Source organism: Celeribacter sp., assembly GCF_048266405.1.
Classification (GTDB): Bacteria; Pseudomonadota; Alphaproteobacteria; order Rhodobacterales; family Rhodobacteraceae; genus Celeribacter.
In genome coordinates, this window is record NZ_JBLWZO010000007.1 from 78,253 (window position 1) to 96,468 (window position 18,216).

The window sequence follows — 18,216 nt, forward strand, 5'->3', positions numbered from 1 at the left end:
GCTATGGCGCGATGCCGAGCCAAATGTCGGATGGATCGATGTGCGCATATTCAAGGCCCTCGCGGTCAAGCCATGCAGCGAGGTTGTGTAGGAAGTCGGAACCTGAGGCCTGTGCGGGACGGTAGCGTGGTCCCCATACCGTCCCCCAATCGTCCCACGGGTTTTGCGCGTCGATGTGGGAACCAATGCGTGACCCGATGACCACCGCTTTGCCAACCGCCTCAAGTGTCGGGCGGCTGATTGTGCCGCCGCCATCCTGTGCTTGCGATACCGATCCTATGTGACAGGCGTAATTGCGAGGAAGGGGGCCGTAGGGGGTCGCTCGAACGCCTTCGAACCACTGTCGCCCCAGAAAACTCGTGCCATTGCGGCCCGTCTCCGCTCCGTCATGGGTGAAGTCACAGTCGTGAAACACAAAGCCGTAGCGGGTGTTGATATTCGTGCTAGGGGCGACGACCCATGACATAGCCCCGCGTTCGCCGCGTGTCATGAGGGTGCAGCGGTCAAAGTAGGCGGTGGCTTGACCAAAGATGAAATCCACATCGCCCTCAATAATGCAGTCCTCAACACAGGTCCGTGCGGAGGAGAAAGGCAGGGGGGATTGCACGTAAAGCGTATCCTGAAACGAGCGCAGGTGTAGCGCATGGAGATGCACGCGGTCTGCCCCCGCGACATGCAGCGCTACGGCTTGGTGCTGCCCGTGTGCGAACCGTCCCTGAGCGTCGGGCTCGGTCCCTTTTGGTGCTGCTGATGCGCGGTCACAGGCGTAGAGGTTTTCAATGGTTAGGCCCGAGACGCTTACGTTATCCGCCTCGATCCGCAACACGCCCGTGTTGCACGTTGTGAGTGTCTCACGCGCGGCGATGCGTTCAAAAATGGCGCGTGTCGCTGGCACGGCTTGATCAAACTGCGCACCAAATCGGGCACGGTATTGATCTCCTGACATCTGCGCATCTATGCCTGCGGCAAGTGTGGTGACATCTCGCCCTGCGCCAAACAGGGTCATTGGCGGCGCGGATGCGGGAATATAGACTGGACCAGTGTAATAGCCTTCGGAGATGGAGATCACATAAGGCGCCCCATCAGGCCTCGCACCTGCGCGGATCGCCTGATCAACGGCGCTTTGTATGGTCGCAAATGGACCATTCGCGGCGACGATGTAGTCGAGAGTACGGGGCGGGTGCATTGGCTCCCACGGATCATATCGCGCGGAGCCAGCCTTGCCTGTCCACGCCAACACCTCCGCTTTGCGAAACTGCGCGGCTTGCTGTGGTGTCAGGCATAGGCCCTGCGCCATTAGCGCGGGACGCCCGCACTTAGATCAAGCGCCTGACACATCATCAATGGTCCGACTCCTTTGGCGTCATCCGAACAAGTTGCTTCGCTGATGTAATAGGCCGCCGACCCATCGCGGAACCGATCCTCATAAAGACCCAGACCTGCGACATGACACATATTCACCATTTCCAGACCGCCTCCGTTTTTGGCCTTCATTACACCGTCAAATAGAGTCTGAACAAGCCCGTCACGGTTTCCGTCCCATAGGCCAAGGTCGATCCCTTTCACGAGGGCGTAGGTGAACATCGCAGAGGCCGAACTTTCCTCGTAGTTGCCGTTCAGATCGGGCTGGTCGAACACCTGTTGCCACAGACCATTTGGTGTTCTGTGGGCGGCAATGGCGGTTAGAAACTCACGGGTACGAGCTTCCAAGGGGGCAAAGGCTTTTGTCCCAACAAGTTCGGCTACATCGACCAACGCCATTGCAAGCCACCCCAAGGCCCGTGACCAATGTGCGGGGTTTTGCCCTGTGACAGGATCGGCCCAAGGCTGCATTCGGGCTTCATCAACCGCATGGGCGTAAAGGGCCGTTTGGGGATTGTGGGTCATCTCCATAGCGGTGGAAATCTGAGTGATGGCATCCGTGATCAAATCGGGTTGATCCGTGGCTTGCGCGTAGCTGATTTGAAACGGCGGCCCCATGTAAAGGCCGTCGAGCCAGACCTGCCACGGGTAACGTAATTTGTGCCAGTAGACGCCTGATTTCGTTCGTGGGTGGTGGGTCAGTTGGCGCATGAGCTGGCTTGCGACATCAAGATATCGTTGCTCGCCAGTGATTTTGGTAAGGGCGACAAGCGCCCGACCCGATTGCACATTGTCGATGTTATAGTCATTGGGATCATAGCCTCGCAAATGCCCGTCATCGTCAATCTTAGCGTCGACACGCACGCGTAGAGCCTCAAGATACCGCTCATCCTCTGTTGCCTTATACAGCACCTCAAGACCGCGGTAGATCAGGCCATCTTCGTAGCACCATGCGCCAGATTTATAGGGGGCATAGTTGTAGAGAAAACTGTCAAAATAGTCGGTCAACATAGGGCGTGGTCCTTTTGCGGCTCAACGAGGGTGAGCGTGCCAGAAATGTCGGCAAATGTGGCGATGATCCCACCATGGCGCACGGGGGCCACTCCGCAGGCCATGAGGGGGATGTCTTCGGTTGCACTTGGATCGTAGCCGACCGAGAAATTGGAGAGCGTAACTCCCGTGATCGGGGCCTCTGGGAGGCCGAGTAGCGCGACGGCTGCTGTCGCGACGTTTCGTGCATGAATGCGATCTAAGGTGATGTCGTGAATTATGGGTGTTGTCTCCGAGACGGGCGACGGAGCACGGTTTTGCACGGCGTCACTCTTGCCGTCGATGTCGCAAAAATAGAATGCGTTGGCCGAGAAGGCGGTGCCAACCCCATCCATAAGAACATCGCGCATGGAGATCCGCGCAAGCTTACCGCCTCGCCCGCGACGGGTTTTGAGGCGCAAACCGCGGTCGGTGCCGACGAATTCGCAGGCATAAATGTCGATGTCGGTTATGGAGCCGGACATTTCAGATCCCAGCACAACCGCGCCATGTCCGCGGGCCATACGGGAGTGCGACACTGTGAGGCGACGTGTCGGCGCGAGGTGAGCGGATTGGCAGTCGCCACGCTTGCCTGCTTTGACCGCGATACAGTCGTCGCCAACGGAGAAATCAAGCCCGACAAGCCGCGCGTCGAGGCAGCTTTCGGGGTCCAACCCGTCAGTGTTGGGACTGTCAGGCGGGTTCTGAATATAGAGGGCTGCGGCCAAAAATCCATCGCAGCGGTAGGGGTGAATGGTCCAAGAGGGAGAGTTGAGCACCGTCAGGCCAGACAGATGTACATCGTCGGAATAGGCCAGATGGATAGTGCGCGGACGGCGCGCGCCGTCCCGGGTCTCTTTTGGCCATGTCCACCAATCGCCGCGGTCCCCGCCGCCGTCGATCACGCCGCGGCCTGTGAGACGTAATCCGTTGGCATCTATGGCCGTGATGAGTGCGGCAAAACAGGGTTCGGGCTGGCCTTCCCATGTGCCAAGAACGCGGTCTCGGTCATCATATGCCGACAGAATGGGCCAATCGTGCCGTGTCTCGGGAGCAGCGAGTTGCGCGCCTTCGGGCAGATAGAACGTCATGTCGGATTTGAGAAACAATGGATAGGTCGCATAAATGCCTGCAGGAACGGTGAGCGTCCCGCCCGTTGGCACAGCCGCGATGGCGCGGGCGAATGCAGCGGCGTTTGTTGTCGCATTTGCGGTGGTGTTTACGCCGAAGGTTGCAGCGTCGATCAATCCCGCACAGGCGGGCGTGGTGATCGAAAGAGATCCCAGATCGCAGGTAAATGTGTAGTCGGATGCGGGTGTGAGGTCTTCGATAAAGACGGGGGCATGTACGGCTGTACCTGTCGCCACAACGGCGCCCGTCGCTTCCGTTACGCGCCACGCGATGGGGGCGGGCAGGGTGAAACGAGCGCCATCAGGCGTCAAAAGGACAGTCGCAGTCCGCGACGTCACGCAAAGGCTCTCTAGCGTGGCCATTCCATTATTCCATGAAAAGAGGAGGGGGACGCCGCAACTGAATGCGGCGTCCATTGAGAGGTGCTTAGATATCGTCGAGGGCTTCTTGGATGCCGTAGATCATCTCATCGGCAGCGGCGGCTGCGTCGATTTCACCGTATGCAAACAGCTCGAGGTTATCTTGCATCGCGGAACGCACATCGGGGTGCTCCATGAAGGGGTGGATTGCAGGGCCTTCGGCATCCAAAACGAGCTGTTGTGCGTCGATCTGTTCTTTCTTGATACCGTCGGTCTCAAGCAAACGTGCGCGAGCTGCGGCAGAGGCCGGAACCCCACGCGCAGCGCCCATCGCGTCAACACCCTCTGCTTCGTTTAGCAAACAGTTCACGATTTCAGCCGCAGCCACAGGGTCTTTGGAGTTCTTGGAAATCGAGAACACCATCGACGCTTTGCGGTAGATGCCTGCGGTCTTTTGACCGTCTTGGCTCAACAGATCGACGTAGGCCAATTCCTGACCCTCTTCGAGTGGTGTGGAGATTTTGAAGTATGTGGAATCCCACTGGTAGGTGCCTGCGATTTTACCCGAAGCCCATGCAGGGTTTTCGTGCAGCGCCTTGACGCCTGTGCTGGCCTGTTCTTTCCACGACTGGATGACGTGATTGTCCACGAGGGATTGATAGAACTCAATGGCTTTAACCAACTCGTCCTTGGTCCAATTGATCTCGTTGGTGACGGGGTCAATGAGTGCCTTGCCTGTCATCTGCGTGCCGTACAGTGTCACGATCAAAGCCGCGTCGAGCGATGTTGCTTCGAACGGATAGTAATCAGCACCAAGTTTCTCGGCAAAGATGGGACCGGCAGCCAAGAGCTCATCCCATGTAGTGGGAAGGGCGAGGCCCGCTTTGTCAAAGGTGGTTTTGTTAAACACAAACAGGCGACCTGTTGTGGAAATCGGAAGACCGTTGAGTTTGCCATTCATGGAACCTGCTTCGATCTGGTCGGCGGACCAGTTGGACAGGTCGATTTGATCGGACAGGGTGTTCAGATCGGCAAAACCGTTGCCGTCTGCGGAGTAAATTGGCAACCACGGCCAGTTGATTTGCATGATGTCGGCTTCTGTGCCGCCCGCGATCTGGGTGGTGACTTTTTCAAAGTGGCCGCCCCAACCCGTGAATTCGGGCTTGATCGTGTGGCCGTGTTTCTCGCCGCAGATTTGGAGCGCGGCTTGGGTGGCTTCGTGGCGGCTGTCACCACCCCACCAGCTCATGCGCAGATCAGCGGCATTTGCCGCCCCTGCCAGCGTCGTTGTAGCGAGCACGAGGCTCAGGATTTTACGGGTCATGTTCGGTTCCTCCCTTGGTAACCATCTATGGATCGTTTTAAGCGTCCGCACCGAGTGAGACGTTTTCGGTCGTCTCGGCATCGAACAGGTGAATACGCGCTGCACGGGGTTTGAGCCCCACCTTTGCCCCTTGTTGCCACGAGGAATCGAAAGCCTCGGAGGGAATGACTGCGACAAAGCTCGCATCGCCAACGCGGGCGTGCAGGTTGACTTCGTGGCCCATGAATTCGAGGTGCGTGACCTGCGCCGCAAACGCGTTGCTTGTGCCCAAAGGCACCACATCAAGGTGCTGCGGACGAATGCCGAGCGTCACGTCTCCTTCGGTGCTGGTAATGCGGGACTTGAGTTCGTCCTCCACCGCGATTGTTTGACCATCGAGCGTCAATGAGGGTGTCTTGCCTTTGACCAAGCGAGCGGGCACGAGATTCATTTCAGGCATTCCGATGAACCCCGCGACAAAGGCGTTTGCAGGGCGGGCGTAAAGCGTTTCGGGATCGGCCACTTGCATGATGTGACCATCTTTCATGACGCAAATACGGTCGCCCATCGTCATCGCCTCGACCTGATCGTGGGTCACATAGACCACAGTCGCAGGACGTCCCTCGGCCCGTAGACGTTTGTGCAAATCGGTGATGCGCACCCGCATGGAGGCGCGCAGTTTGGCGTCGAGATTGGACAGTGGCTCATCAAACAAAAACACCTCTGGGTGTTTGATGAGTGCGCGCCCCAAGGCCACACGTTGTGCCTGTCCGCCCGACAGTTGTTTGGGCAAACGGTCAAGCAACTCCTCGATTTCAAGAATGCCTGAAACTTCGCCTGTTGCCGCCTCGATCTCAGCTTTGGGTTTGCGTTTGAGTTTGAGCCCAAAGGACAGATTGCGCCGCACTTTCATATGCGGGTAGAGCGCATAGTTCTGGAACACCATCGCGATGCCGCGCTTGCCCGGAACCAGATCATTGACCACTTGGCCGCCGATGGTGACTTCGCCACCCGTGATGGTTTCCAAGCCGGCAATCATGCGCAAGGTGGTGGATTTGGCGCAGCCCGAAGGGCCAACGAGAACCATAAACTCGCCCTCTGCCACATCAAGATCAATGCCATGCACGGCCTTGAAGCCATTGCCGTAGGTCTTTTCGACCGCTCTTAGTTTTAGTTCAGCCATCAGCCTTTGACCCCCCCTGACGAGATCCCTTCGATGAAATATTTCTGCGCTGCAAAGAACACCAAGAGTGAGGGCGCGAGGGCCAACACCGACATGGCGAGAATTTGGTTCCACGCGAACGCTTCTGTGGTGTCGATCGACAGTTTCAACGCGAGGCTGATCGGGTAGTTTTCAACCGACGAGATGTAGATCAGTGGCCCGAGGAAATCGTTCATCGTCCACATGAATTGGAAGAGGCAGACGGAGATCAGCGCGGGCATCAACATAGGCACGACGATGAAGATCAGCGTCTGGAAGGTGTTGGCGCCGTCTACCCGTGCGGCTTCTTCCATGTCGCGCGGAATGGCGCGCAAGAACTGAATGACCATGAAAACAAAGAAGGCGTCCCCTGCGAGTGCCGAGGGCACCCAAAGCGGCAGGAAGCTATCGAGCCATCCGATGTCGCGGAACAGAAGGTATTGTGGAATGCGCGTCACAACATTGGGCAGCAACAGCGTGGCGATCACGGTTGCGAACCAGAATTTCTTGCCTGGAAAGTCGAAGCGGGCAAAGCCGTAGGCGACGAGTGTGCAGGAAATCGCGGTGCCGATCACCTTGGGAATGATGATGAGCAACGAGTTCATAAAGAACTTGCCAAAGGTGTAAGGCGTCGAGGTTTTCCAACCATCAATGTAGCCCTGAATAGTCGGCTCTTTGGGCCAGAACGACGGCGACGAAAACATCTCGGCATTGGTTTTGAACGACGCACCAATCAGCCAGATCAGCGGATAGATCATAAGGAGACCGATCACCGTCAGCATGGTGTAGCGCAGGGTCGAGTTGATCCGCGCTTTGCGGCGCAGCTTGAGTTCCATCGGGGAAAGCTCGCGGTGCTTTCCCTTCGCGGTATCGGGGAGTTGGTCGAGCGCAGTCATCAGATCAGCTCCTCTTGTCGCCAGCGTAATAGACCCACTTTTTCGACGACCAGAACGCGATGAGTGTCAGCACCATGATGATGGCAAAGAGCACCCATGCGATGGCCGAGGCATAGCCCATGTCAAAGCTCTTGAACGCCTCGTCGTAGATATAGAGGGGTAAAAGATACGTGGATTTGAGCGGGCCGCCTTGGGTGATGATGTAGGGGCCATTGAACTCTTGGAACGCTTGCACGGTTTGCATGATCAGGTTGAAAAAGATCACGGGCGTGATGAGCGGCAAGGTGATGTTGCGGAAAATCTGCCACGGGCCTGCACCGTCGATTGCGGCGGCCTCGTAGAGTGATTTGTCAACGGATTGGAGGGCGGCGAGAAAGATAACCATTGCTGATCCGAACTGCCAACACCGCAACAGTGTAATCGTAAACAACGCATTTTCGGGATCACCGAACCAGTTAATTCCCTCGCCGCCCAGGGCGATGATTGCCATATTCACGAGGCCCGTATCGGCAAAAATATAGCGCCACAACACAGCGATAGCGATGGAGCCACCGAGGATGGAGGGCACATAATAGGCCGTGCGAAACAGGTTGATCGCTTTGAGGCGGTAGTTCAGCACCACGGCAATGAACAACGCAAAGGTGAGTTTGAGCGGCACCGTGGTGAGCACGTAGATCAGTGTCACCTTGAGCGATTTGTCAAAGGTGCGATCGTGGGTGAACAGTTTGACGTAGTTGTCCAAACCCGTCCATTCAGGCTTTGACATCAAGTCATAGTCTGTGAAGCTCAGATAGAACGACGCCACAAACGGAAAGCCTGTGAACATCAACAGGCCGATCAGATAGGGAGCCACATACCAAAGGCCGAGATATTTGCTATCACCGCCCATTATCGCTGCCTCCCGCAAAGGGCGCAGTGTCGCGATGTGCCTTATGTTCGAAAACGTTCATGTCAAACTTCTCATGCCGAAGGCTTTCAAAAAACTGATAAAGGCCGTTCGGTCATTTCCCCCTTAAATACCGCAGCTTACCCAAAATATGGCAAAGGCCAACTGCGATTCCTCTTCTGATTGGTATACTAGTAGGGGGTGACGCAGGCGGACATGTGCGCTACAGGATAAAAGGATGGACAAAAGCGAACATTTCTCACTTGTCTCAATGCCAATGGATGCGCTGCGTCTCAAATTGGCCCGCTCGCCCATTCCGATGGTTCACGGCCCCGAGTGGAGCGTGGATAAAGTCGTGCCCGTGCATGACCTCATTATGGTCCTTGAGGGTAAGGCGCTTTATGAGATCGAGGGGACGACGTTTGAGATGGAGGAGGGCGAGGCCTTGCTCATCCCGTCGTTTACGCGGTTTCGGGGGCGGTTCCTTGACGGGCACCCTACCTACAAAGGCATGGCGCAGCATTTCACGCTCAACCTGTTCAACCGGGGCGACGTCATCAGCACCATGAACCTGTCGTATAAGGCGCGGTTCAAGAACTGGGACAATATCAAACCCATTGTTGAACTTTGTCTCAAAGCAGATACCGACCGCGCTACGGATGTTAGTCAACACCACCAGTTCATGGTTATCCTCTTGGCCTTTTTAGAGGAAGCGTTCCAAAGTTGGAAAGACGAGCCGTCGATGCCGACGTCGCAGGATCAGCTTTCCGTCCACATCATTATGGTGGCCTCGCAATTGGCCTCCGATCCGTTGGGCTATGTCTTTGAGGAAACCTTGGCCGAGGTACCTTATAACAAGGACTATTTTCGCCGTGCCTTTCGGGATCGCATTGGCATGACGCCGCAGAAGTACCGCGAGCAAAAGCGGATGGAATACGCCATTCGGCGGCTTGATATGGGGCTGACGGTCAAACAGGTTGCCGAAGAATTGGGGTATTCCGACCCCTATTTCTTTTCACGCCAGTTCAAACGCCACATCGGCGCAAGCCCGTCACAGTATCGCGCACGGCCATCGAAATGGGGGTAGGGGTTATTCTTCTCGTTCCATCAGGACAAGCCGCGATGCCGAAGCAAATTCGCGGCGCAGCAGGATAAAGACGGTGACGCAGGTCGTCACGATTAGGCCAATAGGTCCGAGCAACCATCCCAAGGCGCCAAGTGCGAAATAAATGCCCCGCAACCCACGGTTAAAGGCGCGTGCCGCCGCGATGTTCAACTCCCCAGCCTTTAGTGCGCGGGGTAGGGTTTCAGGGGCGTCAATCTCGTTTGGCACTGAGGCCATGACGACACCGCAGTAACCGAACAGGCGATTGGACCAAATGAATTTCAAAAATGCATTGGTAATCAGGATCAGAGCGAGCAGAATTTTCACTTCCCAAATGATTGAGGGCGCATCGAGCGTCAAATCCTCGGCTACGCCGCGCAGACGTTCCGTGTTCGACATCGCTGCAAGCCCACCGCCGATAGCAATAAGACAAGCCGAGCCGAAAAACGCGGTGCCTTGGCGCAGGCTATCGAGGACCGCGGCATCGAAAATACGCGGCTCTCGCGTGATCATCTGAACCATCCACATGCGCCTGTAGTCGGCGACAAGGTGAGACGTCGAGGGGAGCTTGGCGGGGGGATTCTCGATGATAAGACCGATGCCAATCCAAGCGACAAGCAAAAGACCGACGGCGACCCCATCGAGGACGGAGAAAAAATGAAGCTGTTCAAGAAGTTCCATGAAAGATGATTTAGCGTGATAGAAGGCGTGTTGCTATAGGAAAAAATTGGTTATAAAAACTTACCAATCGCGTCGCGAAATCATTTTCGGAGCTGACCTATGGATATGCCGACCCCCAATGCCGCCGTGCTTGCGCGCAAACCCGAATTGGTCACGCGGCTTCGCGCGGTGTTGCCCGCGAGCGCTGTGATCGACGCTCCGGAAGAGATTCGCGCCTATGAATGCGATGCGCTGACGGCCTATAAATGTGCGCCCTTGGTGGCGGTGCTGCCGCGCACGACCAAAGAGGTCTCCGATGTTATGCGCATTTGCCATGATATGGGTGTGCCGGTGGTGCCGCGCGGGTCGGGGACGTCACTTGCGGGCGGGGCATTGCCAACCGCGGATTCGGTGATCCTCGGCGTGGCGCGTCTGCGTGAGGTGCTCGAAATCGACTACCCCAACAGGTTCGTGCGGGTGCAATCGGGCATGACCAACCTCAGCGTTACAGGGGCCGTCGAAGGTGACGGCTTTTTCTATGCGCCTGATCCGTCGAGCCAATTGGCTTGCGCCATTGCGGGTAATATCGCGATGAACTCCGGCGGGGCGCATTGCCTCAAATACGGTGTGACGACGAACAACCTGCTTGGCGTCACGATGGTTCTGGCCGATGGCGAGATCGTCGAAATCGGCGGGGCCTATTCGGATGCTGCGGGTTTGGATTTGCTCGGACTGATTTGTGGGTCGGAAGGCCAGCTCGGTGTTGTTACAGAGGCTACCCTGCGCATTTTGCCGAAACCCGAAGGCGCGCGCCCCGTGTTGATGGGGTTTGACAGCAACGAAGTGGCGGGGGCCTGTGTCGCGGATATTATCCGTGCGGGGCTTAATCCGGTCGCGATCGAGTTCATGGACCGTCCGATTATTCGTGCGACAGAGGCCTTTGCCAAAGCGGGTTATCCTGATTGCGAGGCGCTTTTGATTATTGAGGTTGAAGGCTCGGCGCAGGAAATGACCGACCAACTGGCCCGCATCATCGACATCGCCAAACGTCACAACCCTGTTGAAATCCGCGAAAGCCAAAGTGAGGAGGAGGCAGCGCGGATCTGGCTCGGCCGCAAATCGGCGTTTGGGGCGATGGGGCAGATGGGCGACTATATCTGTCTCGATGGGACTATTCCCGTGGGCGAACTGCCAACAGTACTGCGGCGCATCGGTGAGTTGTCCGAGCAATACGGCCATATGGTCGGAAACGTGTTCCACGCGGGCGACGGTAACATGCACCCGCTGATCTTGTTCAATGCCAATGAAGAGGGGCAATTGGAAAGTGCCGAAGCGCTTGGCGCGGAAATCCTCAAGCTCTGCGTTGATGTGGGCGGGTGTCTGACCGGAGAACATGGGGTGGGTGTTGAGAAACGCGATCTGATGACCCACCAATTCGCGCCTGATGATCTCGACGCACAAATGGCCGTGAAGGACGTGTTTGATCCGACATGGATTTTGAACCCGTCCAAGGTCTTCCCGCTCGCGGCATCAAATGCGCGGAGGATGCGGGCATGAGCATTCTTGGCGCAAAGCACCCCGAATTCGCCGCATGGGAAGCCGATGTCTCAACCCGTGTGCGTGACGGTGGCCCCTTTGTCGTTCAGGGAGGCGACACACGTAGAATTGGCCTCGCCGAGGGGGAAACCCTCACGGCAAGTGATGCTACGTGGGATTACGACCCCGGGGCTTTGACCCTGACCGTGTCGGCGGGCGTTCCTGTGGAGGAGATAGGCAAAATGCTCGCGGCCGAGCGTCAACGCATTGCGTTTGAAGTCCCCGATTTTCGGGGGCTGTTGGGGCGCAGCGGTCGGTCCACCATTGGCGGTGTCGTTGCCTCGAATGCTTCTGGGCCGCGCCGTGTGGGCGTGGGCGCATGTCGCGACTTTTGTCTCGGAGTGGGCTTTGTCGATGGGCTCGGTCGGGTGATCAAGAGCGGTGGGCGGGTGATGAAAAATGTCACCGGTCTTGATCTGGTCAAACTCATGGCGGGGAGCCACGGTACGCTTGGGCTGCTCACCGAAGTGAGCCTCAAGGTCCAGTCGATCCCTGAGGTGGCAGCGACATTGGTCATCGAAGACCTGTCCGAGCCAGATGCGGTGTCCGCGATGTCCGCTGCCCTTGGTACGCCCTTTGACGTCACAGGGGCGGCGCATTTGCGCGGTGAAAATGGCGAGCCTGCGCGGACGTTGATCCGTCTTGAAGGATTTGAGAGCGCGGTCTCCTACCGAATGGGGGCCCTGCAATCGGCGCTTGCCACATTTGGGAGCAGCACAATTGAATGGGATGCGGAGGCCAATCGTGCAACATGGGGCGCGATCCGTGATGTGACGCGCTTCCAAGCTTCCTCAAACGATGTGTGGCGCGTGGCCGTTAAGCCGTCAGACGCCCCCGCGTTGGTGGCTGCGGTGCAACCAGAGGATGTCATTTATGACTGGGGTGGCGGGCGGCTTTGGTTGCTCACGCAGGCGGGCACGGATGTGCGGGCCAAGATGGGCGCGGGCCATGCCACATTGATACGGGGCAGTGACGAGACAAAACGCCGCCTCGGCGTATTCCATCCTGAGAACACAGTGGTGGCCAAGCTGTCAGAGGGCCTGCGCCGCAAATTCGATCCAGATCAGAAATTCAATCGTGGGATGATGGGCTAATGCAGACGAATTTTACCCCCGAACAACTGGCTGATCCTGCGATTGAGCGGGCCAATGAAATTCTGCGCTCCTGTGTGCATTGCGGGTTTTGCACGGCGACCTGTCCGACCTATGCGGTTCTTGGCGATGAATTGGATAGCCCGCGCGGGCGCATCTACCTGATCAAGGACATGTTGGAAAACGACCGCCCTGCGGATGAAAAGACCGTCAAACACATTGATCGCTGCCTGTCGTGTCTGGCCTGTATGACCACCTGCCCGTCGGGCGTCCACTATATGCACCTCATTGATCATGCGCGGGTACATGTGGAGAAAACCTACAAGCGCCCTCTGATGGATAGGATGTTGCGATGGACTTTGGCGCGGATCATTCCCTACCCGTCACGGTTCCGTCTTGCGCTCTTGGGCGCCAAGATCGGCAAGCCGTTGCGCCACCTCATTCCCGACCCGCGCCTCAAGGCGATGTTGGCGATGGCGCCAAAGGTCATCCCACCCGTATCGCGCAATGATGATGCTCAGGTGTTTTCCGCACAAGGCGAACGCAAAAAACGTGTGGCCCTGATGACAGGCTGTGCGCAAAAGGCGCTGGATACCGATATTAACGACGCGACCATTCGCCTGCTCACACGGCTTGGCTGTGATGTGGTCGTGGCCAAAGGGGCAGGATGCTGCGGAGCGCTGACCCACCACATGGGCAAGGAAAGTCTGTCCCATGCCTCCGCCAAAAAGAACATTTCAGCGTGGATGGCGGAAGTGCGTGGAGAGGGGTTGGATGCTGTTGTGATCAACGCATCGGGCTGTGGCACAACCGTAAAGGACTACGGCCATATGTTTCGCAACGACCCCTTGGCCGAGGATGCCGCGGTGGTCGCAGGTCTTGCAAAAGACATCTCCGAAGTTTTGATGACACTCGATTTGGCCGCCCATTGCGACGGGGCGCAGGAGATGAAAGTGACCTATCACGCCGCTTGTTCTTTGCAACACGGGCAACAGATCAAGACCTACCCAAAAGACCTGCTCAAACAGGCGGGATTCGCCGTCACGGAGCCACGCGATTCGCATCTGTGTTGCGGATCTGCGGGCACCTACAATCTTTTGCAGCCTGAAATCTCAAAAAACCTTAAAGAGCGGAAAATAAATGCAATCTCGGAGAAGACCCCAGATGTTGTGGCCACGGGAAACATCGGCTGCATGATGCAGTTGGGGGATGGCCTGAATGTGCCGGTCGTGCATACGGTTGAGTTGCTCGATTGGGCAACAGGCGGCCCCAAACCGCCTAAATTGTTTTCAAATCTGACATAATCGCGCCTAGATTGCTCATTAGAGATGAGTCCGAACAGGACATGGGGACAACTTATGGTGAGATTTCTGACAATCCTAGTGTTGGCATTTTTTTCTGGCCAAGCACATGCGGATAGCCAGCTCAAAAAGTTTAGAACGGTCGATGACAGTCGAGGATGGGAAGCTGTCGGTCGTTTGGATTTCGCGGGGGAAAGCTTTTGTACGGGTGCGTTGATTACGCCGTCACTGGTTTTGACGGCAGCGCATTGCATGTACGACATCAAAACGCACGAACGTCATGATCCGTCGGTGATTACATTTCGTGCGGGCTTCAGGAATGGACATGCACAGGCCTACCGCAATGTGCGCCGTGCCATCATCCATCCTGAATTCTCGATCAATGCTGCGAACAAAAAGGGGCGTTTGACCCGCGATCTAGCCCTAATTGAATTGGACCGCCCAGTGCGGGATGGAACGGTTGTTCCCTTCGATGTCGCCTCATCGGCAAAGAGCGGGCAACAGGTCGGCGTTGTGTCCTATGCCCGTTACCGTTCGCAAGCGGCCTCACTGCAAGAGACCTGTAGTGTCTTGGCCAAGCAGGGCGGTGTGCTTGTTACCTCGTGCGATGTCGATTTTGGCTCGTCAGGTGCGCCGATTTTTTCAATGAGCAACGGTCGCCCGAAGATCGTCTCCGTTGTCTCCGCCAAGGCACAGTTTCAAGGCCGTAAAGTATCCGTCGGGACCGCATTGGAAGGCCAACTGGATCGCCTGATGAAACTGGCGTCGAGTGAACGGCGGTTCTTCAAGAAGGTTGAGGTTGAATTGCCGCATGACCTTTTGGACGAGATTTCCGAGGCCACATATGTCGTCGGGAAAACCGAAGACTAGGATCTCGTTTCTTGCCCTCTTGAAACTCCAATTCTCCATTCCCAAATTTGATAGTGTCGGACGCCTTTGAAAGGGTCCGGCCTTTCGCCTGTCCCGCGTATGGCACGCTATGGGAAGGCTAAACCTATGGATCGCTCAAAGGAGGATACCCATGCGAAACTTTGATCTTGCACCACTTTACCGTGCGTCTGTCGGCTTTGACCAAATCGCCGACCTTATGGACCGTATGCTGACCCAAGATGTCAGCCAGCCCAGCTACCCACCTTTTAATATCGAGAAAACGGCTGAAGACGGATGGCGCATTTCGATCGCCGTGGCAGGATTTGCGTCGGACGATATTACCATCGAGCAAACAGAAAATGCTCTGGTGATTTCGGGACGTAAATCGGATAGCACGGCGGAGTCGGATAAAACCTATCTGCATCGTGGCATCGCCACACGCGCGTTCGAGCGCCGTTTCCACCTCGCTGATCATGTGAAGGTCACAGGTGCGTCACACGAGAACGGAATGCTTCATATCGACTTGGTCCGTGAAGTTCCCGAAGCGCTCAAACCGCGGCGCATCGAGATCGCCAAGGGTGCGCCTCAGACGCACAAGGCGATTGAGGCCGACGCCACAGCAGAGACCGTTGAGGTCTAACGCAAAACTACGCCAAACGCGTCGTCCTTCCCCGACGTGATTTGTATGCGCCCGCAGTTGTTCCGACTGCGGGCGCACCTATGTTGAGGAGGTGCGTAAATATGTTTAAATTTATGTCAGCTATATTGACTTAAATTACAATCTGCGCGACACACGTACGTCTATCAGGAGAAGTGCCATGTCGCTGAATCACCTCTTTGCCAACCGTACATCGCGTATGACGGCATCTGAAATCCGTGAACTGTTGAAACTGTTGGATCAGCCCGACATCATTTCCTTTGCGGGCGGTATTCCTGATCCTGCGTATTTCCCGCGCGAAGCCTTTTCCGAAGCAATGACTACCGCGCTTTCCGAGCAAGCGGCAGGGGTTGCGTTGCAGTATTCGACCTCCGAGGGCTATACGCCGCTACGCGATTGGATCGCGGCACATATGGCCACGCTCGGTGTCCCGTGTACCCGCGATAACATCCTCATCACCGCGGGCTCGCAGCAGGCGCTCGACTATCTGGGCAAACTCTTTCTCGACCGAAACGATACCGCCCTCGTCGGTTGGCCAACTTATTTGGGCGCACTGGGCGCGTTCAACGCCTATGAGCCGCGCTATGATCGTCTTGATCCTGCCGATAACCGCGCGCCCGACCAGATCGCCGCTGAGGCCGAGAACGCAGGGGGAGATGTTAAGTTCGCCTACCTGTCCCCAGACTTTGCCAACCCGACAGGCATCACGCTGACAGAAGCGGAGCGCCGCACCATTCTGGATCGTGCAGAGGCACTTGAGTGCGCTGTGATCGAGGATGCTGCCTACCAGTCCCTGCGTTACACTGGTGAGGCGAGCCCTGCGATATTGGCGCTTGAGGTCGCGCAAAAGGGCGACATTGATGCCTGTCGCACGATCTATCTCGGTTCATTCTCCAAAACCCTTGCACCCGGATTGCGGGTTGGTTGGGTGGTCGCGGCCAAGCCTGTCATCGCGCAGCTTGTTCTAACCAAACAGGCCGCAGACCTGCAAACCGCCACGATCAACCAAATCGCCGTGGCACAGGTCGCCGCATCGGTTTTTGACAGCCACGTCGAGACACTACGCGAGGTGTACGGCACGCGGATGCGGGCCATGCTCGACGCGTTGGCGGCACATATGCCCGAGGGCGTGCAATGGAGCAAACCCGAGGGCGGCATGTTTGTCTGGGTGACATTGCCCGAAGGAATGGATGGGAAGGCCCTGTTGGAAAAAGCTCTGCTGGCAAATGTTGCCTTTGTCCCTGGCGGTGCCTTTTACGCGGATGGCTCCAACGCCAACACGTTGAGGCTCAACTTCTCAATGTCGTCTGCGGCGAAAATCGTCGAGGGTATCACTCGTTTGAGCGCTGTAATTGCCAAGGAAATGGCGTGAGGCGGTGCGCGTGAGCACGTGGGCGCGATGATCGACGCGAGCTTTATTCTAACGGTGGCTTTACCCGTCACGGTCATGGCCGTATGCGGGTACTACCTCCCTCGTCTGTTGACGCCAAAGCGGGCGCGCAGACAGCGACACGCCATCTATGCGACATGTGTTTCGGCTGTGGTGCTGTGGTGGGGCACCGCCGCTATGATGGCGGGGCTATACGGATTGGGCGGCGCTCCCGTGGCCGCTGCGGGTGTCGCAGCGCCCGTTGTCACAGTGGTCTATTTTCTCAAACGCGCGGCATCGGCGGTGATTGTCTGGGGCCGATGCTGGCGCTTGGGTGGTTCTCGGTGGCGCAACGCATTGAACGGCTCAATGCGCAGGACGGAATGCGCGTGGGGCAAGGACCGAACACCCAATAAGCCTCGCACTTTTCGCACATGCGGCGTAAACTGGGCGCAGACCTATTTCGGGGATAAGACCCATGCTTGGATTTTTCCGCTTTTTCTTGTTCGGATTTGCCGGACTGACCGTTCTGTATCTGTTGCTCACAATCTACACCCGTTCTCTGATGCGCGAACGATTGGAATATGAGTGGGCCGAAGAGGGTGAAAAAGGCGACCGCGATGCCTATGTCGAAGCTGGGCTGGAGGCCTATAAAGCCTCCTTTCGGCCAAAGCTTCTGCTTCTGGTCTACATCCTTCCCCTAATCGCATTTTGTGCGATTTTCTTTATAACGAACTTCATGTGAGGCCTGCCGCCAATGCGCTACGTTAAATGGACCTTTGTTACCCTTGTTGTGCTCTTTGTGGGCGGTTTCTTTCACTATGTTTTGCCGCAGCACGATATTGTGCGGATCGTGAACACCTATGAAGAGCGCCAAGATCTAACAGGTTGGACGACGATGTTCTGGCAAGCGCCCGACAATGGCTCGACCACCAACCAAACCCGTGATGTTCAATTCATTCAGGCAGTCTATCCCAACGGAAAATCGATGGTTTACCGGAATGAGGACACAGGTTGGGGATGGCCGCCTTATTTCAAATTCGATACGGCCAATCTCTATACCGAGGCCAACGACGCCATTTCGACGAAAGCCGCGCCCGAATGGTATTCGGTCACGCACTATGGTTGGCGCAACGAGATCTTGTCGATCTTCCCAAATGCCATCGCGTTCAAAGCAGTCGAGGGTCCGGACGTTCGGATCATTCCGTGGTTCAACATTGTCTTCTTGATCTTCTTTGCGACCGTTCTTTTGCTCATCCGTCGTATGTGGCTACAGTTTCGTGAACGCACCATTGATCCTCTGGTCGAGGATGTGGACGAGGCATGGGACGACGCGACCGAGCGTACCCGTGACACTGCTCGTGGCATCAAGGGATGGTTCAGCAAGAAACGCTGACCT

At 56.6% G+C, this 18,216-nt stretch carries 18 protein-coding genes; 10 read left to right on the plus strand and 8 right to left on the minus strand.

The genetic code is table 11. From position 1 onward, the window contains the following. Position 1: 1 nt before the first annotated feature. The 7 genes from ACN0TS_RS13575 to ACN0TS_RS13605 form a co-directional block, all read right to left on the minus strand. Positions 2 to 1,297 (minus strand): pectinesterase family protein, encoded by a 1,296-nt coding sequence (locus ACN0TS_RS13575; RefSeq protein ID WP_417259899.1) that lies wholly within the window; start codon positions 1,295 to 1,297, stop codon positions 2 to 4. After that, positions 1,297 to 2,373, minus strand: a complete 1,077-nt coding sequence (locus tag ACN0TS_RS13580; protein ID WP_417259900.1) for a glycoside hydrolase family 88/105 protein — start codon at positions 2,371 to 2,373, stop codon at positions 1,297 to 1,299. Before ACN0TS_RS13580 ends, ACN0TS_RS13575 begins: the two co-directional genes overlap by 1 nt. After that, positions 2,367 to 3,884 (minus strand): glycoside hydrolase family 28 protein, encoded by a 1,518-nt coding sequence (locus ACN0TS_RS13585; protein ID WP_417259901.1) that lies wholly within the window; start codon positions 3,882 to 3,884, stop codon positions 2,367 to 2,369. Before ACN0TS_RS13585 ends, ACN0TS_RS13580 begins: the two co-directional genes overlap by 7 nt. A gap of 64 nt (positions 3,885 to 3,948) precedes the next feature. After that, positions 3,949 to 5,205 carry an ABC transporter substrate-binding protein gene (locus tag ACN0TS_RS13590; protein WP_417259902.1) on the minus strand — a complete coding sequence of 419 codons (1,257 nt, stop codon included), beginning with the start codon at positions 5,203 to 5,205 and terminating at the stop codon, positions 3,949 to 3,951. A gap of 37 nt (positions 5,206 to 5,242) precedes the next feature. After that, a complete protein-coding gene (locus tag ACN0TS_RS13595) occupies positions 5,243 to 6,367 on the minus strand; it encodes an ABC transporter ATP-binding protein (RefSeq protein WP_417259903.1) in 1,125 nt (374 codons plus the stop codon). Beyond that, positions 6,367 to 7,221 (minus strand): carbohydrate ABC transporter permease, encoded by an 855-nt coding sequence (locus ACN0TS_RS13600; RefSeq protein WP_417259951.1) that lies wholly within the window; start codon positions 7,219 to 7,221, stop codon positions 6,367 to 6,369. The genes ACN0TS_RS13595 and ACN0TS_RS13600 overlap by 1 nt, the downstream gene beginning before the upstream one ends. 64 nt (positions 7,222 to 7,285) lie before the next feature. Further along, positions 7,286 to 8,170, minus strand: a complete 885-nt coding sequence (locus tag ACN0TS_RS13605; RefSeq protein WP_417259904.1) for a carbohydrate ABC transporter permease — start codon at positions 8,168 to 8,170, stop codon at positions 7,286 to 7,288. Positions 8,171 to 8,405: 235 nt separating this feature from the next. Here ACN0TS_RS13605 and ACN0TS_RS13610 point away from each other — a divergent pair, with 235 nt between their 5' ends. Continuing rightward, positions 8,406 to 9,254, plus strand: a complete 849-nt coding sequence (locus tag ACN0TS_RS13610; protein WP_417259905.1) for a helix-turn-helix domain-containing protein — start codon at positions 8,406 to 8,408, stop codon at positions 9,252 to 9,254. A gap of 3 nt (positions 9,255 to 9,257) precedes the next feature. Here the strand turns inward: ACN0TS_RS13610 and ACN0TS_RS13615 are convergent, their stop codons facing one another. Further along, positions 9,258 to 9,953, minus strand: coding sequence for a DUF599 domain-containing protein (locus tag ACN0TS_RS13615; protein ID WP_417259906.1), 696 nt, complete (start codon positions 9,951 to 9,953; stop codon positions 9,258 to 9,260). Positions 9,954 to 10,052: 99 nt separating this feature from the next. On the opposite strand from ACN0TS_RS13615, the gene ACN0TS_RS13620 reads away from it, so the two are divergent. From ACN0TS_RS13620 to ACN0TS_RS13660, 9 genes are all read left to right on the plus strand, one after another. After that, the gene (locus ACN0TS_RS13620) at positions 10,053 to 11,489 is read left to right on the plus strand and encodes an FAD-linked oxidase C-terminal domain-containing protein (RefSeq protein WP_417259907.1); all 1,437 of its coding nucleotides are present in this window, start codon (positions 10,053 to 10,055) and stop codon (positions 11,487 to 11,489) included. Further along, positions 11,486 to 12,622, plus strand: a complete 1,137-nt coding sequence (locus tag ACN0TS_RS13625; RefSeq protein WP_417259908.1) for an FAD-binding protein — start codon at positions 11,486 to 11,488, stop codon at positions 12,620 to 12,622. The genes ACN0TS_RS13620 and ACN0TS_RS13625 overlap by 4 nt, the downstream gene beginning before the upstream one ends. Continuing rightward, entirely contained in the window at positions 12,622 to 13,923 is a 1,302-nt protein-coding gene (gene glcF / locus ACN0TS_RS13630; protein WP_417259909.1) for a glycolate oxidase subunit GlcF, read from the plus strand. Before ACN0TS_RS13625 ends, glcF begins: the two co-directional genes overlap by 1 nt. Before the next feature lie 54 nt (positions 13,924 to 13,977). Next, on the plus strand, positions 13,978 to 14,790 hold the full coding sequence (locus ACN0TS_RS13635; protein ID WP_417259910.1) for a trypsin-like serine peptidase: 813 nt from the start codon (positions 13,978 to 13,980) through the stop codon (positions 14,788 to 14,790). A 151-nt stretch (positions 14,791 to 14,941) separates the two neighbouring features. Continuing rightward, positions 14,942 to 15,430: an Hsp20 family protein gene (locus ACN0TS_RS13640; protein WP_417259911.1), complete on the plus strand. Its 489-nt coding sequence runs from the start codon at positions 14,942 to 14,944 to the stop codon at positions 15,428 to 15,430. A 178-nt stretch (positions 15,431 to 15,608) separates the two neighbouring features. Continuing rightward, positions 15,609 to 16,820: a PLP-dependent aminotransferase family protein gene (locus tag ACN0TS_RS13645; protein WP_417259912.1), complete on the plus strand. Its 1,212-nt coding sequence runs from the start codon at positions 15,609 to 15,611 to the stop codon at positions 16,818 to 16,820. Positions 16,821 to 16,903: 83 nt separating this feature from the next. After that, positions 16,904 to 17,233, plus strand: a complete 330-nt coding sequence (locus tag ACN0TS_RS13650) for a hypothetical protein (RefSeq protein WP_417259913.1) — start codon at positions 16,904 to 16,906, stop codon at positions 17,231 to 17,233. A gap of 62 nt (positions 17,234 to 17,295) precedes the next feature. After that, positions 17,296 to 17,562, plus strand: coding sequence for a hypothetical protein (locus ACN0TS_RS13655; RefSeq protein ID WP_417259914.1), 267 nt, complete (start codon positions 17,296 to 17,298; stop codon positions 17,560 to 17,562). A gap of 12 nt (positions 17,563 to 17,574) precedes the next feature. Further along, a complete protein-coding gene (locus tag ACN0TS_RS13660; RefSeq protein WP_417259915.1) occupies positions 17,575 to 18,213 on the plus strand; it encodes a DUF1523 family protein in 639 nt (212 codons plus the stop codon). The last annotated feature ends 3 nt before the right edge of the window (positions 18,214 to 18,216 follow it).